This is a genomic window from Pararoseomonas baculiformis (assembly GCF_017813395.1).
GTDB lineage: Bacteria > Pseudomonadota > Alphaproteobacteria > Acetobacterales > Acetobacteraceae > Roseomonas > Roseomonas baculiformis.
The window spans coordinates 1-21,934 of the sequence record NZ_JAGIZB010000013.1; the positions used below are offsets into that span (position 1 = coordinate 1).

At 70.1% G+C, this 21,934-nt stretch carries 24 protein-coding genes; 8 read left to right on the forward strand and 16 right to left on the reverse strand.

The window, feature by feature from the left end:
• Window positions 1-155: 155 nt before the first annotated feature.
• Genes J8J14_RS14290 through J8J14_RS14305 form a run of 4 tightly spaced genes read right to left on the reverse strand, consistent with a single transcriptional unit; the run spans window position 156 to window position 2,536 of the window.
• The gene (locus tag J8J14_RS14290) at window positions 156-1,049 is read right to left on the reverse strand and encodes a polyprenyl synthetase family protein (RefSeq protein ID WP_456307523.1); all 894 of its coding nucleotides are present in this window, start codon (window positions 1,047-1,049) and stop codon (window positions 156-158) included.
• A 32-nt stretch (window positions 1,050-1,081) separates the two neighbouring features.
• A complete protein-coding gene (locus tag J8J14_RS14295; RefSeq protein WP_209380211.1) occupies window positions 1,082-1,324 on the reverse strand; it encodes an exodeoxyribonuclease VII small subunit in 243 nt (80 codons plus the stop codon).
• Between the two features lie 16 nt (window positions 1,325-1,340).
• Window positions 1,341-2,264 carry a histone deacetylase family protein gene (locus J8J14_RS14300; RefSeq protein ID WP_209380212.1) on the reverse strand — a complete coding sequence of 308 codons (924 nt, stop codon included), beginning with the start codon at window positions 2,262-2,264 and terminating at the stop codon, window positions 1,341-1,343.
• Entirely contained in the window at window positions 2,264-2,536 is a 273-nt protein-coding gene (locus tag J8J14_RS14305; RefSeq protein WP_209380213.1) for a sulfurtransferase TusA family protein, read from the reverse strand. Before J8J14_RS14305 ends, J8J14_RS14300 begins: the two co-directional genes overlap by 1 nt.
• A 107-nt stretch (window positions 2,537-2,643) precedes the next feature.
• Between J8J14_RS14305 and J8J14_RS14310 the strand changes: the two genes are divergently transcribed.
• The 3 genes from J8J14_RS14310 (at window position 2,644) to J8J14_RS14320 (ending at window position 5,879) form a co-directional block, all read left to right on the forward strand.
• Window positions 2,644-3,540, forward strand: a complete 897-nt coding sequence (locus tag J8J14_RS14310; RefSeq protein WP_209380214.1) for an ROK family protein — start codon at window positions 2,644-2,646, stop codon at window positions 3,538-3,540.
• Window positions 3,541-3,616: 76 nt separating this feature from the next.
• Complete coding sequence (locus J8J14_RS14315; RefSeq protein WP_209380215.1) at window positions 3,617-4,888, forward strand: DNA polymerase IV; 1,272 nt, start codon at window positions 3,617-3,619, stop codon at window positions 4,886-4,888.
• 187 nt (window positions 4,889-5,075) lie between these two features.
• Window positions 5,076-5,879: an LOG family protein gene (locus J8J14_RS14320; RefSeq protein WP_209380216.1), complete on the forward strand. Its 804-nt coding sequence runs from the start codon at window positions 5,076-5,078 to the stop codon at window positions 5,877-5,879.
• Between the two features lie 26 nt (window positions 5,880-5,905).
• On the opposite strand, the gene J8J14_RS14325 is transcribed toward J8J14_RS14320, so the two are convergent.
• The 3 genes from J8J14_RS14325 to dapD are packed head-to-tail and all read right to left on the reverse strand — an operon-like array spanning window position 5,906 to window position 8,441.
• Window positions 5,906-6,478 carry a hypothetical protein gene (locus J8J14_RS14325; protein WP_209380217.1) on the reverse strand — a complete coding sequence of 191 codons (573 nt, stop codon included), beginning with the start codon at window positions 6,476-6,478 and terminating at the stop codon, window positions 5,906-5,908.
• Window positions 6,466-7,593 carry a succinyl-diaminopimelate desuccinylase gene (gene dapE / locus J8J14_RS14330; protein ID WP_209380218.1) on the reverse strand — a complete coding sequence of 376 codons (1,128 nt, stop codon included), beginning with the start codon at window positions 7,591-7,593 and terminating at the stop codon, window positions 6,466-6,468. The genes J8J14_RS14325 and dapE overlap by 13 nt, the downstream gene beginning before the upstream one ends.
• Before the next feature lie 11 nt (window positions 7,594-7,604).
• Complete coding sequence (gene dapD / locus J8J14_RS14335; RefSeq protein WP_209380219.1) at window positions 7,605-8,441, reverse strand: 2,3,4,5-tetrahydropyridine-2,6-dicarboxylate N-succinyltransferase; 837 nt, start codon at window positions 8,439-8,441, stop codon at window positions 7,605-7,607.
• A gap of 176 nt (window positions 8,442-8,617) precedes the next feature.
• On the opposite strand from dapD, the gene J8J14_RS14340 reads away from it, so the two are divergent.
• A complete protein-coding gene (locus J8J14_RS14340) occupies window positions 8,618-9,769 on the forward strand; it encodes a DUF2336 domain-containing protein (protein WP_209380220.1) in 1,152 nt (383 codons plus the stop codon).
• A 9-nt stretch (window positions 9,770-9,778) separates the two neighbouring features.
• On the opposite strand, the gene argB is transcribed toward J8J14_RS14340, so the two are convergent.
• From argB to rpmH, 6 genes are all read right to left on the reverse strand, one after another.
• Window positions 9,779-10,663 carry an acetylglutamate kinase gene (gene argB / locus J8J14_RS14345; RefSeq protein ID WP_209380221.1) on the reverse strand — a complete coding sequence of 295 codons (885 nt, stop codon included), beginning with the start codon at window positions 10,661-10,663 and terminating at the stop codon, window positions 9,779-9,781.
• 90 nt (window positions 10,664-10,753) lie between these two features.
• Window positions 10,754-11,422, reverse strand: coding sequence for a ribosome biogenesis GTP-binding protein YihA/YsxC (gene yihA / locus J8J14_RS14350; RefSeq protein ID WP_209380222.1), 669 nt, complete (start codon window positions 11,420-11,422; stop codon window positions 10,754-10,756).
• On the reverse strand, window positions 11,419-13,179 hold the full coding sequence (yidC, locus tag J8J14_RS14355; protein WP_209380223.1) for a membrane protein insertase YidC: 1,761 nt from the start codon (window positions 13,177-13,179) through the stop codon (window positions 11,419-11,421). Before yidC ends, yihA begins: the two co-directional genes overlap by 4 nt.
• A gap of 12 nt (window positions 13,180-13,191) precedes the next feature.
• On the reverse strand, window positions 13,192-13,425 hold the full coding sequence (gene yidD, locus J8J14_RS14360) for a membrane protein insertion efficiency factor YidD (protein WP_209380224.1): 234 nt from the start codon (window positions 13,423-13,425) through the stop codon (window positions 13,192-13,194).
• Window positions 13,422-13,769, reverse strand: coding sequence for a ribonuclease P protein component (rnpA, locus tag J8J14_RS14365; RefSeq protein ID WP_209380225.1), 348 nt, complete (start codon window positions 13,767-13,769; stop codon window positions 13,422-13,424). The genes yidD and rnpA overlap by 4 nt, the downstream gene beginning before the upstream one ends.
• A 52-nt stretch (window positions 13,770-13,821) precedes the next feature.
• On the reverse strand, window positions 13,822-13,956 hold the full coding sequence (gene rpmH, locus J8J14_RS14370; RefSeq protein WP_099093630.1) for a 50S ribosomal protein L34: 135 nt from the start codon (window positions 13,954-13,956) through the stop codon (window positions 13,822-13,824).
• Between the two features lie 264 nt (window positions 13,957-14,220).
• Here rpmH and J8J14_RS14375 point away from each other — a divergent pair, with 264 nt between their 5' ends.
• From J8J14_RS14375 to J8J14_RS14390, 4 genes are all read left to right on the forward strand, one after another.
• The gene (locus J8J14_RS14375) at window positions 14,221-15,585 is read left to right on the forward strand and encodes an FAD-dependent oxidoreductase (protein ID WP_209380226.1); all 1,365 of its coding nucleotides are present in this window, start codon (window positions 14,221-14,223) and stop codon (window positions 15,583-15,585) included.
• Window positions 15,586-15,623: 38 nt separating this feature from the next.
• The gene (locus J8J14_RS14380; RefSeq protein ID WP_209380227.1) at window positions 15,624-16,415 is read left to right on the forward strand and encodes a 3-hydroxybutyrate dehydrogenase; all 792 of its coding nucleotides are present in this window, start codon (window positions 15,624-15,626) and stop codon (window positions 16,413-16,415) included.
• Between the two features lie 106 nt (window positions 16,416-16,521).
• Entirely contained in the window at window positions 16,522-17,532 is a 1,011-nt protein-coding gene (locus tag J8J14_RS14385; protein WP_342452455.1) for a patatin-like phospholipase family protein, read from the forward strand.
• 31 nt (window positions 17,533-17,563) lie between these two features.
• Entirely contained in the window at window positions 17,564-18,667 is a 1,104-nt protein-coding gene (locus J8J14_RS14390) for a sensor histidine kinase (protein WP_209380229.1), read from the forward strand.
• Window positions 18,668-18,729: 62 nt separating this feature from the next.
• On the opposite strand, the gene J8J14_RS14395 is transcribed toward J8J14_RS14390, so the two are convergent.
• The 3 genes from J8J14_RS14395 to J8J14_RS14405 all read right to left on the reverse strand — a co-directional run bounded on the left by J8J14_RS14395 (window position 18,730) and on the right by J8J14_RS14405 (window position 21,927).
• Window positions 18,730-19,914, reverse strand: coding sequence for a class I SAM-dependent rRNA methyltransferase (locus J8J14_RS14395; RefSeq protein WP_245215796.1), 1,185 nt, complete (start codon window positions 19,912-19,914; stop codon window positions 18,730-18,732).
• Window positions 19,915-20,237: 323 nt separating this feature from the next.
• Window positions 20,238-21,260 (reverse strand): DMT family transporter, encoded by a 1,023-nt coding sequence (locus tag J8J14_RS14400; protein ID WP_209380231.1) that lies wholly within the window; start codon window positions 21,258-21,260, stop codon window positions 20,238-20,240.
• Complete coding sequence (locus tag J8J14_RS14405) at window positions 21,145-21,927, reverse strand: aldolase (protein ID WP_209380232.1); 783 nt, start codon at window positions 21,925-21,927, stop codon at window positions 21,145-21,147. The genes J8J14_RS14400 and J8J14_RS14405 overlap by 116 nt, the downstream gene beginning before the upstream one ends.
• Window positions 21,928-21,934 lie beyond the last annotated feature (7 nt).

Here is a 21,934-nt window from a genome sequence, read left to right on the forward strand (position 1 = left end):
CGCATGCACCGTCTCGGCCCGAACCTCATCCGCCAACTGCTTCAGCTGGTCCGGTGAGAAATTCCGCAAATCCGACGGCACACGAACCCGGTCGAGCAGCGGCGTCACTGGCGGGGGGGACATGGGCTCTTCCTCGAACCGTTCATTCTTCAACGCTAGTTCCGGCGGCGGATCACATGATCCGCCAGGGCGCGCAGGTGATCCGCCCTTTCATCGAAGCTGTCGAGGTGGCGCTTCGCCTGCTCCACCAGCCGCTCCGCCTGAACCCGGGCACGCTCGGGGCCCAGCAGGCCCAGCAGCGTCGCCTTGCCCGCGCCGGCATCCTTGCCCGTGGCCTTCCCGGCTTCCTCGGGCGTCGCGGTCAGGTCCAGCAGGTCATCGGCGATCTGGAAGGCGGCGCCGATCTCCCGGCCGTAGAAGGTCAGGCATTGGCGCGGCGGAAGGGCGGCCTTGCCGAGGATCGCACCGGCCTCGGCGGAGAACTCGATCAGCTTGCCGGTCTTGAGAAGCTGCAGACGGCCGATCTGCGCCTCATCGAGCGGCGCAGTCGCCTTCTCGGCCATCATGTCGAGCATCTGCCCCCCGACCATGCCGCGGGCGCCGGACGCCAGGGCGAGGTGAAGACAGAGATCGGCGCGCACGGCGGGGTCCGGATGGGTCTCTGGCGCGGCCAGTACGGCAAAGGCCTGGGTCTGCAGCGCGTCGCCCACGAGGATGGCGGTCGCCTCGTCCCAGGCCTTGTGGACGGTCGGCTTGCCCCGGCGAAGGTCGTCATTGTCCATCGCGGGAAGATCGTCATGCACCAGCGAATAGCCGTGCAGCATCTCCACCGCCGCCGCGGCGCGCAGGGCGGATTGCCGGGCGACGCCGAACTGCCTGGCGCTCTCCAGCACCAGGAAGGCACGCAGCTTCTTGCCGCCCCCCATAGTGGCGTAGCGCATGGCGGCGAAGAGGGAACGCTCCTCGCCCTCCTCCTTCGGCAGGAGCGCGTCCAGCGCCTCGTCCACCTCGGAGGCGGCCTCGGACATCGCCTTCTTCAGGCCCTCCATCGAGAGGTCCTCCACCGCCTCAGCCTCGCTCATCATTCCACATCCCGCAGGGCCGGGCCGGAGGCACCGGGCACAAGGGCCTGCACCCGCGCCTCGGCCTCCGAGAGCTTGCGCTCGCAATGGGCGCGAAGCGCCGTGCCGCGCGCGTAGGAATCCATGGCCTCCTCCAGCCTGGCCTGGCCGCCCTCAAGGCGGCGGACGATGGATTCCAGCTCGGCCATGGCCTCCTCAAAGGAGAGGCTGTCCACATCCGGCAGGGGGTTCGGGTCGGGCATTCGGGCTCCGGAAGGATCAGGCGCGGACCAGGGCGCGCAGATGCGCCGCCGTGGACCGGGCGAGGGCGCCGAGGTCGTAGCCGCCTTCGAGCATGGAAACCACCCGCCCGCCGCAACTGGCATTGGCGACCTCGCAGATGGCTTCCGTCACCCAGGCGAAGTCTTCCTCCACCAGCCGCAGCCCGGCGAGCGGATCTGCTCGATGGGCATCGAAGCCGGCGGAGATGATGATCAGCCCCGGTGCGAAGCGCGCGACCTCGGGCAGGATGTCCCGCTCCCATGCGCGGCGGAAGGCGGGCCCGTCCGTGCCGGCGGCAAGCGGGACGTTGAGGATGTTTCCCGCCCCCGTTTCGCTCGCATCCCCTGTGCCCGGATAGAGCGGGAACTGGTGGGAGGAGGCGAACATGAGGGAGGGCTCGTCCCAGAAGGCGGCCTGGGTGCCGTTTCCGTGATGCACGTCGAAATCCAGCACCGCCACCCGTTCGACACCATGCGCGGCCTGGGCATGGCGGGCAGCGACGGCAGCATTGGAGAAGAGGCAGAACCCCATGGGCGTGCCGGGCTCCGCATGGTGGCCCGGTGGGCGCACCGCGCAGAAGGCGCGGGGGAACTCGGCCCGCATCACGCAATCCACCGCCTCCACCCCCGCGCCGGCGGCGCGCAGCGCGGCCTCGGCGGAGTGGGCGTTCATGGCCGTGTCCGCATCCAGATGGATGAGCTCGCCCGGCCCGGGGCGAAGTGCGAGGATCCGGTCGATATGCGCGGCCGGATGCACCCGCAGCAGGGCCTCCCGGCTGGCCTCCGGCGCCTCGGCCCGCACCAGGGCGGAGAATTCCTGCGCCTCCAGGGCCTGTATCACGGCCCGAAGCCGATCGGGGCATTCCGGATGGTGCGGCCCGTTCTCGTGGCGGAGGCAGGCCGGGTGGGTCAGGAGGAGCATCAGCGGCCCTTGCCCGCCGGTTCTTCCCGCTTCCGCAGCGTATAGCGGTACACGCCGGCATCTTCGCTGAAGGAGACCAGGGCATGCCCGGTCTCCCGGCAGAAGGCCTGGAAATCGATCACACTGGCGGCATCGGTCGCCAGCACGGTCAATCTTGCCCCCGCGGGCAGGCTGCGAAGGGCCTTGTTGGCCTTGAGAACCGGCAACGGACAGGTCAGGCCCTGAACGTCGAGGACGGTTTCGTTCTTGGGGATTGGGGGCGAGGCGGCCATCGGGCCGGGCAATCCACCACCAGCGCGGCCACAAGTCCAGCACCGCCGACGCGGCTTTTGTCCGCACGGCGCTGGACGTCGCCCCGGGGCCACGGCATGCATCCGCCATGGCGATCAAGCTTGGCGTGGATCTCGGCGGCACCAAAACGGAAATCGCCGCGCTGGATGGGGCCGGAACGGTCCTCCTGCGGCGCCGCAGGCCAACGGGACAGGGCTACGCCGCCATTGTCGAGACCATCGCCGCGCTCGTGAGAGACGCGGAGGCGGAACTGGGCGCGAAGGGGACCCTGGGCATCGGGATCCCCGGCAGCATCAACCCACAGACCGGGCTCGTCCGGAACGCGAATTCCCAGGCGCTGAACGGCCAGCCGCTGGACAAGGACCTGGCTGCCGCCCTGGGCCGCGAGGTCCGGGTGATGAACGACGCGAACTGCCTGGCCATGAGCGAGGCGGCGGATGGCGCCGGGGCGGGGTATCCCGTGGTCTTCGCGGCCATCCTCGGCACCGGGGTTGGCGCGGGCTGGGTGGTGAATGGCCGCCCGCTGGACGGGTTGAACCGCGTCTCCGGCGAATGGGGTCATACCCCGCTGCCCTGGATGCGTCCCGAGGAGTTCCCGGGGCCGCGCTGCTGGTGCGGGCAGCACGGGTGCCTGGAGGCCTTCCTGGCCGGTCCCTCCCTCGCCGCCGACACGCTCGGGCCCGGCCACCGCGATGCCGGCCTGGTGGAAGAGCGCGCGCGGTCCGGCGACCCGATCTGCCAGGCTGGGCTGGCCCGCCATGCGGACCGGCTCGCCCGAGCGCTCGGCATGGTGGTGAACATCATGGACCCGGACGTGATCGTCCTGGGCGGCGGGGTTTCGAATTTCCCGCATCTCTACCGCGATCTCCCGGGGATGGTCGGCCAGTGGATCTTCGGGGACTCAAAGCGGGTGAACATCGCCAAGGCCCGGCACGGGGACAGTTCCGGTGTCTTCGGTGCCGCGCGCCTCTGGGACGGCGGCTGATCCGCGGCTCTGGCGACGTCTGGCGTGGTCCCTGACGGGACTCGGGCATCGTTCCCGTTCCGTGCTAGAAGGCGGCATGCCCTCCCTCTGCCGGGACTGCTTCGCACACACCGAGGAACCGCGCCGCCGCTGCGCCGCCTGCGGCTCCGCGCGAATGTCCAGCCATGCCGAGCTCTTCACCCTGGCCATCGCGCATGTCGATTGCGATGCCTTCTTCGCCAGCGTGGCGAAGCGCGACCGCCCGGAGCTGGCCAGCCGCCCCGTGATCGTGGGCGGCGGGCAGCGGGGTGTCGTTTCCGCCGCCTGCTACGTGGCGCGCACCCGGGGCGTCCGCTCCGCCATGCCGATGTTCAAGGCGTTGAGCGCCTGCCCCGATGCGGTGGTGATCAAGCCGGACTTCGCGAAATACGTCGCAGCCTCGCGGCAGGTCCGCGCGCTCATGGAGGCGCTGACCCCGTTGGTGCAGGCCATGTCCATCGACGAGGCGGTGCTGGACCTCTCGGGCACGGAGGCGCTGCACGGCGCCCCCCCGGCGGTCGCCCTCGCCCGTTTCGCGCGCCGCGTGGAAAAGGAGGTGGGGGTCACGGTCTCCATCGGCCTCGCCCCCAACCGCCTTCTCGCGAAGATCGCGGTGGAGCGCGACAAGCCCCGGGGCCTGGCCTGCATCGGCGCGGCCGAGGCCGCTGCGCTGCTGGCGCCGGAGCCGGTCACCATCCTGCCCGGCATCGGCCCGGCCTTCGCGGCGAAGCTGGCCGGGATGGGCTTCTCCACGCTGGGCCAGCTGCAATCCCTGGATGCGAGGGAGGCGATGCGGCGCTTCGGGGAGGACGGGCCGCTTCTGGTCGCCCGCGCCCGTGGCGAGGACTCCCGGCCCGTGCGGCCCGAGCGGGAGACGAAATCCATCTCGGCCGAAACCACCTTCGACCGGGACCTCGCCCAGCCTGCCGAGATGCAGCCCCTGCTCTGGCGCCTTTGCGAGAAGCTGGCCCGCCGGCTGGCGGAGAAGGGCCTGGCGGCTGGCGGCGTCGTGCTGAAGCTGAAGACGAGCCGCTTCGCCCTGCGGACGCGGCATGTCCGGCTCGCCGGGCCGAGCCGGGTGCCCGAGACGCTCTACGCCGCCGTGCTACCCCTCCTGATGCGGGAGGCGGACGGCACGGCCTTCCGGCTGATCGGGATCGGCGCGCAACCGCTGGTGGAGGGCGCGAAGGCCGACCATGGCGACCTGGCGGATCCCGAGGCACCCCGGCGCGCGGCGCGCTGGGCGGCCATGGAAGCCCTGCGCGCCCGCTACGGGGATGGGGCCGTCCGCGCAGGGCGCGGGTTGGCTGGCCCGGCCGGCCGGCGCTGATGCCCGGCTGATCCGGGCCTGTTCACGATCCGGTGGCCTTGCCCGCCGCGTGGTGCCCCGGAGCAGGGGCGGGCGTTCCTGATCCGGCAGGGCGTGCCGTGGCGGCCCATGGGACAGCATCGGGGCCCAACCGCTTCACCGAGGGCTTGCGCTGCCCGGCACGGCCCCACCGTAGCCTGGAGTGCCCATGACCGACGCCCCTCCCCCGCCGCCCAAAGCCAATGCCGCACAGATCGCGTCCCCCTCCTACCGGATGCCCGCGCTCGATCCCCAGTTCCTCATGGGTTCCTCGATGCGCGGGGTGCGCTTCCTTCTGGAATTCGCCAAGGCGGACGAGATCCTGCGGCAGTGGCGCGTGCGTTCCACCATCGTGGTCTTCGGCAGCGCCCGGGTGCAGGAGCATGGGCCGGGGAGGCAGCCTTTCTGGTACGCGGAGGCACGGAAATTCGGCCGCATCGCCTCCGAGCGTGGCGGCGCCCTTCTGGATGGCGAGGGCGTGCGGGAGAATGTCGTCGCGACCGGTGGCGGTCCCGGGATCATGGAAGCGGCGAATCGCGGCGCGATGGAAGCGGGCGCGCCCTCCATCGGCTTCAACATCCGCCTGCCCTTCGAGCAGGAGCCGAATGCCTATTCCACGCCGGAGCTGACCTTCCTGTTCCACTACTTTGCCATGCGGAAGATGCACCTGGCGATGCGCGCGAATGCGCTGGTGGTCTTCCCCGGCGGCTTCGGCACCTTCGACGAGCTGTTCGAGATCCTCACCCTGCGCCAGACGGGCAAGGCACCGCAGGTGCCGATCGTGCTGGTGGATGGCCAGTACTGGCGCTCCGTCATGAATCTCGAGCACCTCATGGAGGCCGGCATGATCTCGCCGGGCGACCTGGACCTGTTCCGCTATGCCGACGACGCGGAGAGCGCCTGGAACTGCATGGTGGAACAGGGGCTGCGAACGGTCTCGGCGCCGCCTGAGCCGAAGCCCAAGGACATCTGAACTGCGCCGGGCCCCCGGGCCGGGCTTCAGCTCGCCAGCCGGCTGACGATGGAGGCGATGAACAGGCCGATGGACATGTCCAGCAGGACGAAGAGCACGGCCCGGGCGCCGCTCACCCGCAGGGCGGTCTTCGTGACGAACCACTCCATCCACAGGGCATAGCCGAAAGCCGCGAGGGTGAGGGTGCCGCCCAGGGTGGATGGAAGCACCCCGCCCAGCAGCGTGGCCAGGAGCAGCGCAGCGTATTGCGCGATATTGGTCCAGTTCCAGGCAGCGACGAACACCGGCCAGAGCGGCCCGCGCCCGGATGCATCGGCCAGGGAAAGCGACGCGAGCGGAAAGACGACCCAGCCCAGCACATAGCCGATCAGCTCGACCGGAAGGCTGTGGGAGAGCAGCACGCCGCTCGCCAGGGCACGGATCAGCAGGAAGGGCAGCAGGCAGATGGCGCCGGCCCAGAAGGAGCGCTTCGCCCCCTCGATCGAGAGGAGCGTGAAGCGCAGCCCCTCCTCCCGGCCCTGCCCGAGCAGCCAGGCGGCCCGCAGCCCTGCCGCGATCTGCGTCTCGAGGCTGACGCGGGGCGCGCTCAGCCCAGGCACTCCCGGATGACGGCGCCATACAGGCCGGAGAGGCGCCGCAGCTCCTCCACCGGGGTTCGCTCATCCACCTTGTGCATGGTGGTGCCCACGGCACCCAGCTCGGCCACGGGGCAGAGCCGGGTGATGAAGCGGGCATCGGAGGTGCCGCCCCCCGTGTCCAGTGCGCCGTCCTCGCCCGTGCTGGCGCGCACCGCGCGGCGCAGCGCATCCACGAACGGGCCGGGCTCTGTGAGGAAGGCCTCTCCCGAACAGGAGAAGCGTGCCTCGTGGCGCGGCGCCTCCTCCTCCAGGATGCCGCGGATCCAGGCCTCCAGGCTCGCGGCGGTGTGGGTCGGGTTGAAGCGGATATTCAGCCGCGCGAAGGCCTTGGCGGGCACGATGTTGTTGGTCGGGTTCCCCACATCCACCGTGGTCACCTGCAGCGTGCTCGCCTGGAACCAATCCGTGCCGCCGTCCAGCGGCTCCGCGGTCAGGCGGTGGAGCACCCGTGCCAGCCGGTGCACGGGATTGTCGGCACGATCGGGGTAGGCGACGTGGCCCTGGATGCCGTGAACCGTGAACTCGGCCGAGAAGCTGCCACGCCGGCCGATCTTGATCGTGTCGCCCAGCCTTTCCTTGCTGGTGGGTTCGCCCACCAGGCACATGTCGGGGACCAGATGGTTCTCGGCCATCCAGTCCAGCACCCGGGTCGTCCCGTCCACCGCCTCGGCTTCCTCGTCGCCGGTGATCAGGAACGAGAGCGTGCCCCTGTCGGCCGTGCCATCGGCCACCGCATCGGCCACGGCCGCCACGAAGGCGGCCACGCCGCCCTTCATGTCCACGGCCCCGCGGCCGTAGAGCGCGCCGTCCGCCACCGCCGCTGCGAAGGGCGGATGCGTCCAGCCTTCGCCGGGCGGCACCACATCGGTATGGCCGGCGAAGCAGAGATGCGGGCCGTTCCCGCCGGAGCGGCGGATGGCGAAGAGGTTCTCGATCTCGCCGAAGCGCAGCCGGGTGCAATGGAATCCCAGCGGCTCCAGCGCCCGCTCCAGCACCGCGATCGCGCCCTCATCCGCGGGCGTGACCGAGGCACAGCGGATGAGTTCCTGCGCGACGGGAAGCGGGTCGGTGGCCATGGGGTGCGCTCTCAGTCCCGCAGCAGCTCGTTGATCGAGGTCTTCTCGCGCGTGCGGGCATCCACGCGCTTCACGATCACGGCGCAGTAGAGGCTGGGACCGGGAGTGCCGTCCGGCAGCGCCCGGCCGGGCAGGCTGCCCGGCACCACCACCGAATAGGCCGGCACGCGGCCCATGAAGACCTCCCCGGTGGCGCGGTCGATGATCTTGGTCGAGGCGCCGAGATACACGCCCATGGACAGGACGGAGCCGCGTTCGACGATCACGCCCTCGGCCACCTCTGAACGGGCGCCGATGAAGCAGTCATCCTCGATCACCACGGGATTGGCCTGCAGCGGCTCCAGCACTCCCCCGATGCCGACGCCGCCGGAGAGATGGCAGTTCTTCCCGATCTGGGCGCAGGAGCCGACCGTGGCCCAGGTATCCACCATCGTGTTCCGGTCCACATAGGCGCCGAGATTGACGAAGGACGGCATCAGCACCACGCCCGGGGCGATGAAGGCCGAGCGCCGCACCACGGCGCCCGGCACGGCGCGAAAGCCGGCCTCCTTGAAGCGGTTCTCGCCCCAGCCGCTGAACTTCAGCGGCACCTTGTCATAGGCGCCCGCGGCGGTGTCCATGGGCACGCTGTCCTCCAGCCGGAAGGAGAGCAGCACGGCCTGCTTCAGCCACTGGTTCACCCGCCAGCCGCCATTCCCATCCGGCTCCGCAACGCGGAACTTGCCGGAATCCAGCGCCTCCAGCGCCGCCTCCACGGCATCGCGGTCCTCGCCGCGGGTGGCCGGGGTCAGCTCGGCGCGGCGCTCCCAGAGCGCCTCGATGCGGGGCTGGAGGGAGGCGAGATCCATGGCGGCGTCCTGCGTTTCGGGCTGTCCCGGGGGCGGACCCCATCGCGCGGGCGGCGGGTGCTGTCAACGCGGCATGCGCATCAGGGCGATTCAGCCTTCCTTCACCGGCATGGCGCATCCTTCCCTGCGGCGAGCCCCGTTCGAACGGAGCGCTCGCCTCAACCCAGGAGGCGACGATGGAAGCCATGATGGCCGCCTCACCCCGCCGCATGGACGAAGCCGCGCGGGCGAGGCTGGCGGAACGGGGGGATACCCCGGCCGAGATGCTGTTCTTCCTTGCCAATGATCCCGCAACCTCCGTGCGGGCCGCCATCGCGGCCAATGCCGCCACCCCTCCCCTGGCTGATCACGTCCTCGCCACCGACTCGGAACCGGGGGTGCGGCGCGTCCTCGCCCGGAAGCTGGCCTCCCTCGCCCCCCTTCTCGACCCGGAGAGCAGCGACCGTCATCGCCGTGCCAGCTGGGAGGCGCTACGCCTGCTGGCGGAGGACGAGGCCGTCGCGGTGCGGGCCGCCGTGACGGAGCGGGTGGCTGAACAGGCCGATGTGCCCCGCCCCCTGATCCTGCGCCTGGCGCGGGATATTGCCATGGCGGTCGCCGAACCGGTGCTCCGCGGGTCGCCGGTGCTGCAGGAGGAGGATCTGCTCGGGCTGATCGCCGACCCGCCCGTGCCCGAAACGCTGGGCGCCATCGCGCGCCGCCCCCACCTGCCGGAGCGCCCCTGCGAAGCCATCGCCGCAAGGGGGGAGGAGACGTCCGTCGCGGCCCTGCTGGCGAACGCGACGGCCCGGATCCGGGAGGCGACCCTGGTCGCGATCGCGACCGGCGCCGCCGCGCACCCGGCCTGGCAATCCGCCCTGGTCCGCCGCCCGGCGCTCAGCGCCGCTATCCTCGGTGCCATTCGGGACCTGCTCGCGGATGAGGCGCTGCGGGTTCTTCTTGCCCGGAGGGATCTGGATCCCTCGGCGCTGGAGACGCTGCGGCAAGGCGGCGGCGTCGATCCTGGCGAGGACCAGCCGGGCGGAATGACCGAGGACAGCTTCATCGCCGCCGCGCGAAAGGGCTACCGCACCGAATGCGCCCGAATTCTTGCCGCGCTGAGCGGCCTGCCCGCGGGCGTGGTCGCACGTGCCATCGAGACGCGGGAGGCGCCGGTCCTGGTGGCGCTTTGCTGGAAGGCCGGCCTTTCAGCGCGCGCGGCCACCTTCGCACAGATGCGCCTGGCCGGCAGTAAGCCGGAGGAGCTGCTGATCCTGCCCGGAGGGCACTGGGCCCTCTCGGCCGATTCCATGCAGGCCCTCGTGGAGGGGCTGCTCGTCAGGAACTGATGGCCCGGATCAGGGCTTGATCAGGGTCCCCGGGCCGGCCGGGGTGAAGAGCTCCGCCAGCACCGAATGGGGGACGCGCCCGTCCAGGATCACGGCGCCCTGCACCCCGCGCTCGATGGCGTAGATGCAGGTTTCCACCTTCGGGATCATGCCCCCGGAAATCCAGCCCGCCTCAATCCCGGCACGGACATCCGAAACCGTCATCTCGGGAATATGCACCCCGTCGGGCCCACGAACCCCGGCCACATCGGTCAGCATGAGAAGGCGCGCGGCACCCAGGGCGCCCGCGATCGCGCCCGCCACCGTATCCGCGTTGATGTTGTAAGTCTGCCCGTCCGGGCCCACGCCGACCGGCGCGACCACGGGCACGATATCGGCCCCGATAAGAAGCCGCAGTACCTTGGTGTCCACCTGCTCCGGCTCGCCCACGAAGCCGAGATCGATCTCGCGCTCGGTGTTGGTCTCCGGGTCGCGGATGGTGCGCTCGGCCTTCCGGGCGCGGATGAGATTGCCGTCCTTGCCCGAAATGCCCACCGCGATGACGCCGGCCCGGGTGATCGCCTCGGCAACCTGTTTGTTGACGGTCCCGGCAAGGACCATCTCGACCACATCCACCATCTGGGCGTCGGTCACGCGCAGCCCGTTCACGAAGGTGGACTGCACGTTGAGCCGCTTCAGCATCGCGTTGATCTGCGGGCCGCCGCCATGCACCACAACCGGGTTCACGCCCACCTGCTCCAGCAGGGCAATGTCCCGGCCGAAGCGCAGGGCGCTCTCCTCCTCGCCCATGGCATGGCCGCCATACTTCACGACGACGATCTGGTCGTCATAGCGCTTCAGATAGGGCAGTGCCCCGGCGAGGATGGCCATCTGGTCTTGCGCGTCGGTGGTCATGGCTCTTTCCGGGATGGCCGAACGGCGGCGGTGGTAAGCGGCGTCGCCGGTCACGGTCAACCCGGGGAGCCCGTTCCGTGCGGAGCCGGGTCAGCCGCCCGCAGCGATATCGGCGATGGCCGCGCGCAGATCGGGGATGCCCGTTCCCTTCGCGGAGGAGGTAGTCAGCACCACCGGATGGGCGGCGACGCGCTTGCGCACGATCTCCGCCATCTCCTGCTGCCGCTTCAGCAGGCGGGAGGCCGGCTTGGCGTCATCGGACTTGGTCAGCACGATCTGGAAGGGCACGGCCGCCTCTCCCAGCAGGTCCATGGCGGCGCGGTCGCCGTCCTTCGTCTCGATCCGGGCATCCATCAGCAGGAAGACGCGCCGGAGCGTCGGGCGGCCGCGCAGGTAGTCGAACATCAGCCCCTGCCAGTCGGCCTTCACCGCCTTGCTGGCTTGGGCGAAGCCATAGCCGGGCATGTCCACGAGGGTGAGCGGGTGCTCCGTCCCCTCCCCCACCGCGAAGAAGTTGAGCTGCCGCGTCCGCCCGGGGGTGTGGGAGACGCGGGCCAGCCCGTGATGCCCTGCGACCGCGTTGATGAGGGAGGATTTCCCCACATTGGAACGTCCGCAGAAGGCCACCTCCGGCGCCTCGGGCGCGGGGAGGCCATCCAGCTTCTGGGCTGCGAAGAAGAAGCGCACCGGGCGCGCGAAGAGGAGGCGCCCGGCTTCGATGCGCTGAGCCTCCTGCTCCTCAGGCGTCAGGATCGTCACGTCTTCGCCGTCGCCTTCTGGACGCTCCGCTCCGCCCGCTCATGCCGCGTGATGTAGTACTGCTGCGCCACGGAGAGCAGGTTGTTCCAGGACCAGTAGATCACCAGGCCGGCCGGGAAGCTGGCCAGCATGAAGGTGAAGATGATCGGCATGAAGCCGAAGAGCTTGGCCTGGATCGGGTCGGGCGGCGTCGGGTTCAGCTTGAACTGAACATACATCGTGATGCCCATGATGATCGCCCAGGCCGGCATGTGCAGGAACAGGGGCGGATCCCAGGGGATCAGGCCGAAGAGGTTGAACAGGTTAGTCGGGTCCGGCGCCGAAAGGTCGCGGATCCAGCCGAAGAAGGGCGCGTGCCGCATCTCGATGGTGACGAAGAGCACCTTGTAGAGCGCGAAGAAGACCGGGATCTGCACCAGGATGGGAAGGCAGCCCGAGGCGGGGTTGATCTTCTCCGCCTTGTAAAGGGCCATCATCTCCTGCTGCATCTTCGCAGGGTCGTCCTTGTTCCGCTCCTTCAGCTCCTGCATCTTCGGGCCCAGGACCTTCATGCGGGCCATGGACTTGTAGGACTTGTTGGCAAGCGGGAAGAACAGGATCTTCAGCGCGACGGTGAAGACCAGGATCGCCACGCCGAAATTGCCGGTCAGCTTGAAGAGCCAGTCGAGCGCATAGAAGAACGGCTTCGTCAGGAAGTAGAACCAGCCGAAGTCGATCGCCTTGTCGAAGTCCGTGATGCCGAGATTGGAGGCATAGGCATCCAGCAGATGCACCTCCTTGGCCCCGGCGAAGAGGCGGGTCGCAAAGCCGGCCGTGGCGCCAGGCGCGGCGGTCACGGGCGCGACGGGCGAGAAGTCCACCTGCCAGCGGTCCTGCCCATTCTCGCTCACATGCCGGAAGGCCGCGCGGTCGCGGGCCGACTGGTTGACCGGCGCAAGGGCGGTCAGCCAGTACTTATCCGTAAAGCCGGCCCAGCCGCCCGCGCCCTCCTGCTCGAAGGCGGGGCCGCCATTGCGGCGCCCGGCCTCGGTCTTGGCGTCGGAGTACTTCTCCTCCCGCAGGCGGCCATCCAGCACGCCCACGAAGCCCTCATGAAGGATGTAGTAGCCGGCCACATGCGGCGTGTGCTCGCGCCGCACCCGGGCCCAGGGCAGCACCTGCACCGGTTCGCTGCCCGTGTTCACCACGCGCTGCTCGGCCGTGACCATGAAGTTCTGGTCGAGCGAAAGCGCGATCTCGAAGCGCTGGCCCGTGCCGTTCTCCCAGCGGAGCGTCACGGGGGCGTTCGGAGTCAGGGGGCCACCCTCGGCCGTCCACACGGTGTTCGGACCGGGCACGGCGGTGTGGCCATCCGCGGCTGTCCAGCCCCACTGCGCGAAATAGGAGGCGTTGTCCTCCCGCGGGGCGAGGATGCGGACATTGGGGCTGCCGGGCTGGATCGTCTCGCGGTAGTCGCGCAGCACCAGGTCGTCGATGCGCGCACCGCGCAGGTTCACGCTGCCCTCGACCCGCGCGCTCTCGATCCGCAGCCGCGGGGCGGGGCCGGTGGGGGCGCCATCATTCGCGCCGGTGCTCGCGACGCCAGCCGGGTTCAAGGCGGTGTTCGCCTGGGGAAGCGGAACCGAGCTGGTCTGGGACTGCTGCACATCCTGCGCCGCCTGGCGCTGTGCCTCGCGTGCGGGGCGGTTCCACACGTCGAACAGCAGCAGGATGCCGATCGAGATCGCGATCGCGGCCAATAGTCGCTTGTTGTCCATCAGATCCGGCGCTCAGCGGTGTGTCGGGGCGGGCACGGGGTCGTATCCGCCCGGGTTCCAGGGGTGGCAGCGAAGGATGCGGCGGACCGTCAGCGCGCTGCCGTGCAGCGCCCCGTGCTCGGTCAGGGCCTCGATCGCATAGGCGCTGCAATGGGGATGAAAACGGCAATGCGCCCCGATGAAGGGGCGCAGCGTGAACTGGTAGGTCCGGACGCCCAGCTTGAGCGCCTCGGCAACGGTGCTCACGTGCCCCCCAGCGGAGGCAAGCCGGCCTGCTTCAACGCGCCGCGCAGGTCGCCCTGCAACTGGGCGAAGGGGCGGGTCCGGGTTTCGTCCCGGCCGATCAGCACGACGTCCCACCCCTCGGGCGGGGTATCGCCGAGGACGAGGCGCGCGGCCTCACGCAGGCGACGCTTGGTGCGATTGCGCACCACGGCATTGCCCACCTTCTTCGTAACGGTGAAGCCGAGGCGCATGGGCCCGCCCGTCCCCGGGAGGGCCTGGATCACCAGCCCCGGCCGGGCGGCGCGCTTGCCGCGCTGGGCGGCACGAAGAAAATCGCGCCGCTTCTTCATCCGGGGCAGTTTCATGCTGCGGACCGCAAACAGGGGCGCGGAAGACGGTCGCGCCCCATGGAATGCCTCAGGCCGAGAGCTTCTTGCGGCCCTTGGCGCGGCGGTTGGCCAGCACATTGCGGCCGCCGACGGTCTCCATGCGGGCACGGAAGCCGTGCCGGCGCTTCCGGACGAGCTTGGAGGGCTGGTAGGTACGCTTCACGGCAAGGCGCTCCGTATCAGGTGCGAGCCGCCCGGATGAGGGGGCGGGACGGCGTTGAGTGGTCTTTCCCGGGCAGCCCGGCCGCCCGGCGCGCCCACATGGGCGCAGACGCGGGCAGCCGCGGCGGGGTGCCCGGCGCGGGTGGCGCTGTATAGAAAGGTGGTCCCATCCGCGTCAACCAATGCCTTATGGCGGCCGCGCCCCCTACCCTTCCCGCGTGGCGGCGTTATGCGTGGCGCGAGTGCAGCGGCCGGAAGGGGAAGCATGGCTGAGACGGACATCGCCGTGATCGGCGCCGGCGCCACCGGGCGGGGCCTCGCCTCGCTTGCCGTGGCGCTCGGGCTGCGCGTCACCCTGTTCGAGCGCGGCCCCATGGGCGGCGAGGCACCGGATCCGGAGGTCATCCAGGCGGCCCTCCGCGCGGCCGGGGCACGGGCCGCCCTGGCGCGCGACGCGGCGCGGATGGGGATCGGCACGGGCGAGGTTCCGGTGGATTGGCTCGCCCTGCGCAGCCATCTCGCCGATGCCGATGCCGATGCCGCGCCCGAATCGACCGCCGCGCGCTTCGAGGCGATGGGCGTGGAGCTGGTGCGCGCCGCCGCACGCTTTTCCGCGCCGGACAGGGTGGCCGCCGCCGGACGGGAATGGCGCTTCCGCCGCGCCCTGATCGCAACGGGCGCGGCCCCGGTCGTCCCCGCGCTCGAGGGGCTGGAGACCATCCCCTACATGACCGAGGAGACGGTCCACCGGCTGGAGGAACGGCCGGAGCACCTCCTGATCCTGGGTGGCACCGGATTCGGGCTGGAAATGGCCCAGGCCTTCACCCGCCTCGGCAGCCGGGCCACCGTGATCGAGCCCGCTCGCATTGCCCCCGGGGCCGATCCCGCCATGGCCGAGGGCCTGGCCCGGATGCTTCGCCGCGAAGGGGTGGTGCTGGCGGAGGGCCAGGAGGCGGCACGCGCGGAGCGGCGCGAGGGCGGCGTGGCCCTGCTCCTGGCCGATGGGACGCGGGTCGAGGGATCGCATCTCCTGCTCGCCCTCGGCCGTGCGCCGCGCCTGGCAGGGCTGGATCTCGTCACGGCCGGGCTGCCGGATGGCAGCCTGGCGGCCGATGAGACGCTTCGGCTCCGGGGTACCCGACGCATCTGGGCCGCAGGTGGCGTGCTGGGCCGGCCGGGAGGCTCCGATACCGGGATTCTCGCGCGCAGCATGCTGTTCCGCGTGCCCGGGACGCCCGCAGCCCCACCGGCCCTGCGCGTGATCCGCACTGAGCCTGCCCTTGTGGAGCTCGGCGTTCCCACGGGAGGCGCGGAGCTGGAAACGCTGCGCTGGCCGCTGGCCGACACGGCGCGCGGGTCGGCGGAGGGAATCGACTCCGGGCTGGTCACCCTGTCCGTGGACCGGCGGGGCCGCCTTGCCGGCGCCGGGCTGCTCGCGCCGGGAGGGCTGGAAATGGCCGGGATGCTCTCCCTCTGCATCGGCCGGCCGGTCTCGGAGCTCGCAGGCGCAACCCTGCCGCATCCCAGCCTGTCCGCGGCCATTGCCCGGGCGGCACTCGAGCATCAGGCGCCCATGGTGACCAATCCGCGCATCCGCTGGCTGGCGGGGATTGCGAAGCGGCTTCCCTGAGCGTCTCCTCCGCGCCAGCCAGATCCGGAAGGTTGTCCATGCCCAAGCTCCTGGAGGGCCGCACCGCCCTCGTCACCGGCTCCACCAGCGGAATCGGCCTCGCCATCGCCCTGGCCTTCGCGCGGGAGGGCGCGAAGGTCATGCTCAACGGATTCGGGACGCCGGAGGCAATCTCCGCCGCGCGCGCCGAACTGGCCGGAATCCAGGGTGGCGAGACGCCCTATTCGGCGGCCGACCTGTCACGCGCCGAGGGGGTCCGCGCCATGTGCGCCGAGGCCGAGGCGGCGCTCGGGAGGGTGGACATCCTGGTGAACAATGCCGGGATCCAGTTCGTCAGCCCGGTCGAGGAGTTCCCGGAGGAGAAGTGGGACGCGATCCTCGCGATCAACCTCTCCTCCAATTTTCACGCGACGAAGGCCGTGCTGCCCGGCATGCGGGCCCGGGGCTGGGGACGGATCGTGAATGTCGCCTCCGCCCACGGGCTCGTGGCCTCCCCGTTCAAGGCGGCCTATGTGGCCGCCAAGCATGGGGTGGTCGGGCTGACGAAGACGGTCGCGATCGAGGTCGCCCGCAGCCCGATCACCTGCAACGCCATCTGCCCCGGCTTTGTCCGCACGCCCCTGGCCGAGGCCCAGGTGGCGCCGCTCGCGAAGAAGCACGGCGTGACGGAGGAGGCCGCGCTGACCGACTACCTGCTGGAGAAGCAGCCCAGCAAGCGCTGGGTCGAGGTTGAGGAGGTGGCGGGCATGGCCGTCTATCTCTGCGGCCCGAACAGCGGCGCGGTGAATGGCGCTGCCCTGTCGATCGACGGCGGCTGGACTGCCTCCTGATCCGCCCGTGACCGAGCGCAAGCCGGGCGGCAGCGAGGAGGGCGTACACCCGATCGAGGGCACGCCCGCGGCCCCGCCTGTCATTGGCCAGGCTGGGCCGCGGCGCGTGAACCTTGCCCTGCAGGGTGGAGGCACTCACGGCGCCTTCACCTGGGGCGTGCTGCTGCGGCTGCTGGAAGAGGAGTCGATCGAGGTCGCCGCCATTTCCGGTACCTCCGCCGGTGCGATCAACGGTGCCGCCTTCGTGCAGGGGATGGCCGAGGGCGGCCGCGCCGGCGCGGCCGCGCTGCTGGACCGGCTCTGGGCTGCGATCGGGGCGCGCTATGCCTTCAGCCCGCTGCGAAACAGCCCGCTGGAGGAGTTCATCTGGGGCCCGGATCTCAGCCACAGCCTGGCGTGGCAGGGCTTCGATGCGCTCACCCGGCTGTTCTCGCCGTACCAGCTGAATCCTTTTCCTATTGAGATGAACCCTTTGCGGCGGGTTCTTGAGGAAGTGCTCGACCTCACGACGCTCTGCGGTGCCGCCGCCGCCCCGCAGTTCTTCGTGACGGCGACGAATGTTCGCACCGGCAAGCCCAGGATCTTCAAGCGGCAGGAGCTAACCCGGGAGACGCTCCTGGCCTCGGCCTGCCTGCCCAACCTGTTCCGCGCGGTGGAAATAGACGGCGAGGCCTATTGGGATGGCGGGTTCCTGGGAAATCCGGCGCTCTGGCCACTCTACGAACAGCGTGGGGCGCCGCCGGACATCGTGCTGGTGGGTATCAACCCGATTTCCCGTCCCGATATTCCCCAGACGGTTCAGGACATTAACACACGGGTGAATGAAATCGGCTTCAATGCGTCCCTGATGTACGAGATGCGCGCCATCGAGTTCGTGCAGCGTCTCGTGGACCAGGGGGTCCTGAAGCCGCCCCGCTACCAGAGGCTGTTCGTCCATCTCATCGAGGACGAGGAGCGTATGCGGAGGCTTGGAATTTCTACGAAATACAATGGTAACTGGGAATTTCTTACGGGCTTGCGCGAAGATGGACGGGCGGCTGCCGATGCCTGGCTGACGGAGAACCGGGGCGCCATCGGGCAGCGGGACAGCGTGGATCTGCGCGCGCGCTTTCTTTGATCAGATGGCACAACCCAGGGTAGAAAGACTCATGCGCTTCTACCTGCTTCTCGGCCGGCTCCGCATACCCTTCGGCTATGCGGGCAAGTTCTTCATCGTCGCCTTCCTGGCCACCCATGTCCCGCTGATCTCGGCGGTGCTCCTGCTGTTCCGGGACCGCCCGGCGGATTGGGAACTCATGGGCGCGCTGCTCCTGGCAACGCTGGGCGGCACCATCTTCGCCCTTTTCGCCGTGCACGGGCTTCTCGCTCCAGTGCGGCAGAGCATGCACGCGCTTCAGGCCTATGCGAACAAGGAGGTACTGCCCGAGCTTCCGCTCGGCCTCCCGGACCTGGGCGGGCGGCTGATGGCAGCGACACAGAGCACGCTGGCCCAGCTGGACACGGCCTTGTTAGCCGCGCGCGGCGCACAGAAGGAGGCGGTCGCCTCCGCCCTGCGGCGCGAGCGAGCCCTGGCCGAGGTCACCCATGAGCTCCGCACGCCGCTGAACGCCGTGCTCGGCTTCGCGGAGCTGCTCCAGATGCAGCCCCATGGCCCTCTTGGCGACCAGCGCTACGCCGAGTTCGCGAATGACATTGCGGAGGGCGGGCAGCACATGCTGGCCCTGATCGAGGATGTGCAGCACTTCACGGCTCTGCGGGAAGGCAAGCAGCAGTTGGTTCGGCAGCCCGTGAGGATCGGCCCCATTGCCCAGCGGGCGGTGCGCCTTCTCCGGGCCCAGGCGGCGAGCCGCCGGATGACGGTGGAGCAGCATGTCCCCGCGGGGCTGGCCGTGATGGCCGATCCTCGGGCCATGCTGCAGATCCTGCTCAACCTGCTTGGCAACGCCGTGAAATATGCCGGGCCCGGGCAGCGGGCCGAGCTGCGGGCAGATGAGGATGGCGCGATGATCCTTATCGTGGTGTCGGATACGGGACGGGGCATGTCGGAAGGCGAGCTCATCCTCGCCCAGGAGCCCTTCGGCCGGGTCGCGGGGACGGGTGAGCGGGGAACCGGCCTCGGGCTGCCACTTGTCCGGGCCCTGGTGGAGCTGCACGGCGGCTCCTTCTCCATCGAGAGCGCGCCTGGCCAGGGCACCACCGTGCGCCTGGCCCTTCACGCAGCCCCGCAGGAGCCAGCGCCAAAGAGCCGATGAGCAACCCCTTACTGGCGCCTGACCGCCCCACGGAAAGGGTCGGCCGCGCCAAGAGGGAGACTTCAGGAAAGCTGCAAAGTCAGTGCTTTGAGGTATACGCTTTCGGGTAGCATGGGATGAATTGGATGGTCCGGCCCAGCGCCGGAGATGGCGAGGATCCGCGCATCCCGCCTGGCGCGCTGCAACCCTGCGATCACCGTATCGGTGAATTCGCCGGCCGGAACATGGTGGCTGCACGACGCGATGAAGAGGATGCCGCCCGGCACAACCAGCCCCGCCGCCAGCCGCGCCAGGCGGGAATAGGCGCGGATGGCCTGCGGGATGTCCTTGCGGGATTTCGCGAAGGCGGGCGGATCGACGACCACCACGCCGAAGCGGGTGCCCTGCTGGCCCATCCGCTCCAGCGTCTCCATCGCCTCCCCTCGCACGGTCTCCGTCCGCTCCTCCAGCCCGTTGCGGCGCGCGGTTTCCATGGCGGTGGCCAGCGCGTGCTCCGAACGGTCAAGCAGCGTGACGCTTGCGGCGCCGGCGGCGGCTGCCTGAAGCCCGAAGCCGCCCGTGTGGCAGAAGGCGTCCAGCACCGTCTCCCCGCGGGACAGATGGGCCACGCGGGCCCGGTTCTCCCGCTGATCGAAGAACCAACCCGTCTTCTGCCCGCCCAGCGGATCGACGGTGAAGGTAACGCCGCCCTCCTCGACGCTGCCGGTCGCCTCCTCGCCGCGCAGCAGCGCGGTAACCTCTGGCAGGCCCTCCAGGGCGCGCACCGAGGCCTCGTTCCGCGCCACCACCGCCCGGGGGGCGATCAAAGCGTCGAGCGCGCGCAGAATGGCCGGCGTGGCCGCTTCCATGCCGGCCGTGTTGGCCTGCAGCGCTACCAGGTCGCCGTAGCGATCCAGGATCAGGCCGGGCAGCCCATCGGCCTCGGCATGGGCGAGCCGGTAGTGAGGCGTGGGGAAGAGACGGGTGCGCAGTGCCAGGGCTTCGGCGATCCGCGCCTGCCAGAAAGCGTCGTCGATCACCGCTGCCGGATCGCGGGAAAGGCGCCGGGCGGCGATGAGGGAATGCGGGTTGAAGTGATGGACCCCGTGGCGGAACCCGTCATCCCCCTCCACCCGAACGGCGGCACCGGGCGGGATGGCGCGGGTCGCCGGGGTCATCGCCACCTCGTTGGAGAAGATCCAGGGATGGCCCGCCTTGGCACGCCGGTCGCGGCCGGGCAGCAGGCGGATCAGGGGCAGGTCTTGCATGGGGCGCGGCATAGGCCGGATCGGCTGCGCTTGCACAGGGCATCGCGCCCCGCTTCCTGCGGCTTCCGCTCCCGTCGGTTGTGTCCCGAAGAGGGCGCTGCCCTCTCCGGACCTCGCTCGCCAAGGGCCTGAGGCCCTTGGAACCCCATCTAGCTGCCGCGGATACGATGCAAGCAGGGGTTTCTGCCCCTAATCCTGCCCTTGCAGTCGCCTCGGGTCATAGACCCGAGGCGCACCGTCAGTTCAGCCGCCCCAACTGATAGAAGAAGATGATGGTGAGGGGTCCGGGGAGAGCCGAAAATGATATCGCGCCCGGGCGAGCATCAGCCCTCTTCCCGTCGCGGCTCCCCCCGGATGGCGAGCACGATCCCGGAGAGGGTGAGGACGAGCGCGGCGAGTTGGCGCCCGCCCAGTAGTTCTCCCAGGAGAAGGGCGCCGGAAATCACCCCGATCACCGGCGTGAACAGCGTGCCGATCGCCGCCACGCTGGCCGGCAGGGCGGCCAGCGCCGCGAACCATGCGAGGTAGCAGAGGCAGAGCGGAACAGCGGCCATGTAGATGAAGGCCGCCCACCCCTGGGGCGAGACGCCGGCCGGGTCGAAATACTCGAGAAAGGGCGAGGCGATCGCGAGGGGAAGGCAGCCGAGCCCCACCTGCCAAGCCACGGAGGCCAGGGGATTGAGCCCGACCGGATGGCGCTTGAACCATACCGTCCCGAGCGCGAAGAGCACGGCGCCGCCGAGGATCATCAGAACGCCCGGCATCTTGCCCCAGTCCAGGTCGAACCCGTTGGAGGTGACCAGGATGGCGACGCCTCCCATTCCCAGGAACAGGGCGAGAATTCGGCGGAAGGTCGGGCGTTCCCCCAGCACGGGCCAGGCAGCCAGGGCTGTCCAGGCCGGCATGGTGTAGCAGATCATCGCCCCTTCACCGGCGCCGAGATAGAGCAGCCCCATGGTGGCAAGCCCCATCCAGGCCGTGACATTGAGCAGGGAGGCCATGATCAGCGGGCCCCAGCGGCCCGCCGGGACGGCGAGCGGCACGCCGCGCAGCGCCGCGAAGGCGGCCAGGGCGCAGCCGGCCAGCAGCCCCGCCCCTCCGCGAGCCGCCAGGGGTGGCATTTCGCCCAGCAGCGCCTTCAGCACGGGCCAGTTCAGACCCCACCCCAACGCCGTGACGCCAAGGAACAGCAGGCCGTAGCCCTGGCCGCTCCCCGCCTCCGATCTCGCCTCAGTCGAGATAATCCGGCTCCTCGCGCGCCAGGATCCGCTTGATGCTTTCCAGATGCAGCCGGGCGCTCTCGCTGTCTCCCTCGCGCATCTGCGCGTAGGTGCGCTCGGCGACATCCTTCGGCACGGGTTTCAGCGGGCGCCCGGTGGCGAGCGCCAGACGCTGCACCTCGGCCGCGCGCTCCAGGTAGTACAGGTCGTCCCAGGCCTCGGCGATCGAGGGGCCGACCACCATCACGCCGTGGTTCTTCAGGAAGCCGATATCCGCGCCTTCCATCGCCGCGGCGATGCGGTCGCCTTCGGCGGCGTCCAGCGCGAGGCCGTTATAGGCCTCGTCCACCGCGGTCCGGCCATAGAACTTCAGGGCTGTCTGCCCGGCCCAGACGAGGGGCGGCCCCTCCAGCATGGAAAGGGCCGTCGCGTTGGGCATGTGGGTGTGGAAGGCGGCCACGGCCCGGGGATGCCGCAGATGCAGCCGGGCGTGGATGTAGAAGGCGGTGGCTTCCGGCGTGCCCTCCCCGGCCAGGACATGCCCCCCGAAGTCGCAGATCAGCAGGCGGGATGCGGTGATCTCGGCGAAAGCCCAGCCATAGGGATTCACCAGCATCAGATCCGGCCGGCCTGGCACCTGGACGGAGAAGTGGTTGCAGATCCCCTCCTGCAGGCCGAGGCGGGCGGCCATTCGGAAGCAAGCCGCCAGGTCCACCCGGGCCTGCCGGATATCGGGCGTGTCCAGGTCACTGTTGCGGAGCAGCTTCGGGGCGGAAGGAAGGGCGTGCGCCATGGCGGGT

What these genes read in the sequence shown, in the direction of transcription:
- J8J14_RS14295 (WP_209380211.1), bottom strand. Translation starts at nt 1,324, where the DNA reads ATGCCCGACCCGAACCCCCTGCCGGATGTGGACAGCCTCTCCTTTGAG.
- J8J14_RS14340 (WP_209380220.1), top strand. Translation starts at nt 8,618, where the DNA reads ATGGAAGCCATGATGGCCGCCTCACCCCGCCGCATGGACGAAGCCGCG.
- J8J14_RS14300 (WP_209380212.1), bottom strand. Translation starts at nt 2,264, where the DNA reads ATGCTCCTCCTGACCCACCCGGCCTGCCTCCGCCACGAGAACGGGCCG.
- yidC (WP_209380223.1), bottom strand. Translation starts at nt 13,179, where the DNA reads ATGGACAACAAGCGACTATTGGCCGCGATCGCGATCTCGATCGGCATC.
- dapD (WP_209380219.1), bottom strand. Translation starts at nt 8,441, where the DNA reads ATGGATCTCGCCTCCCTCCAGCCCCGCATCGAGGCGCTCTGGGAGCGC.
- J8J14_RS14310 (WP_209380214.1), top strand. Translation starts at nt 2,644, where the DNA reads ATGGCGATCAAGCTTGGCGTGGATCTCGGCGGCACCAAAACGGAAATC.
- J8J14_RS14400 (WP_209380231.1), bottom strand. Translation starts at nt 21,260, where the DNA reads ATGTCGCCGAGCGCACCTACGCGCAGATGCGCGAGGGAGACAGCGAGA.
- J8J14_RS14290 (WP_456307523.1), bottom strand. Translation starts at nt 1,049, where the DNA reads ATGGAGGGCCTGAAGAAGGCGATGTCCGAGGCCGCCTCCGAGGTGGAC.
- J8J14_RS14315 (WP_209380215.1), top strand. Translation starts at nt 3,617, where the DNA reads ATGCCCTCCCTCTGCCGGGACTGCTTCGCACACACCGAGGAACCGCGC.
- J8J14_RS14380 (WP_209380227.1), top strand. Translation starts at nt 15,624, where the DNA reads ATGCCCAAGCTCCTGGAGGGCCGCACCGCCCTCGTCACCGGCTCCACC.
- argB (WP_209380221.1), bottom strand. Translation starts at nt 10,663, where the DNA reads ATGACCACCGACGCGCAAGACCAGATGGCCATCCTCGCCGGGGCACTG.
- J8J14_RS14405 (WP_209380232.1), bottom strand. Translation starts at nt 21,927, where the DNA reads ATGGCGCACGCCCTTCCTTCCGCCCCGAAGCTGCTCCGCAACAGTGAC.
- rnpA (WP_209380225.1), bottom strand. Translation starts at nt 13,769, where the DNA reads ATGAAACTGCCCCGGATGAAGAAGCGGCGCGATTTTCTTCGTGCCGCC.
- J8J14_RS14390 (WP_209380229.1), top strand. Translation starts at nt 17,564, where the DNA reads ATGCGCTTCTACCTGCTTCTCGGCCGGCTCCGCATACCCTTCGGCTAT.
- J8J14_RS14320 (WP_209380216.1), top strand. Translation starts at nt 5,076, where the DNA reads ATGACCGACGCCCCTCCCCCGCCGCCCAAAGCCAATGCCGCACAGATC.
- J8J14_RS14395 (WP_245215796.1), bottom strand. Translation starts at nt 19,914, where the DNA reads ATGCAAGACCTGCCCCTGATCCGCCTGCTGCCCGGCCGCGACCGGCGT.
- dapE (WP_209380218.1), bottom strand. Translation starts at nt 7,593, where the DNA reads ATGGCCACCGACCCGCTTCCCGTCGCGCAGGAACTCATCCGCTGTGCC.
- J8J14_RS14305 (WP_209380213.1), bottom strand. Translation starts at nt 2,536, where the DNA reads ATGGCCGCCTCGCCCCCAATCCCCAAGAACGAAACCGTCCTCGACGTT.
- J8J14_RS14375 (WP_209380226.1), top strand. Translation starts at nt 14,221, where the DNA reads ATGGCTGAGACGGACATCGCCGTGATCGGCGCCGGCGCCACCGGGCGG.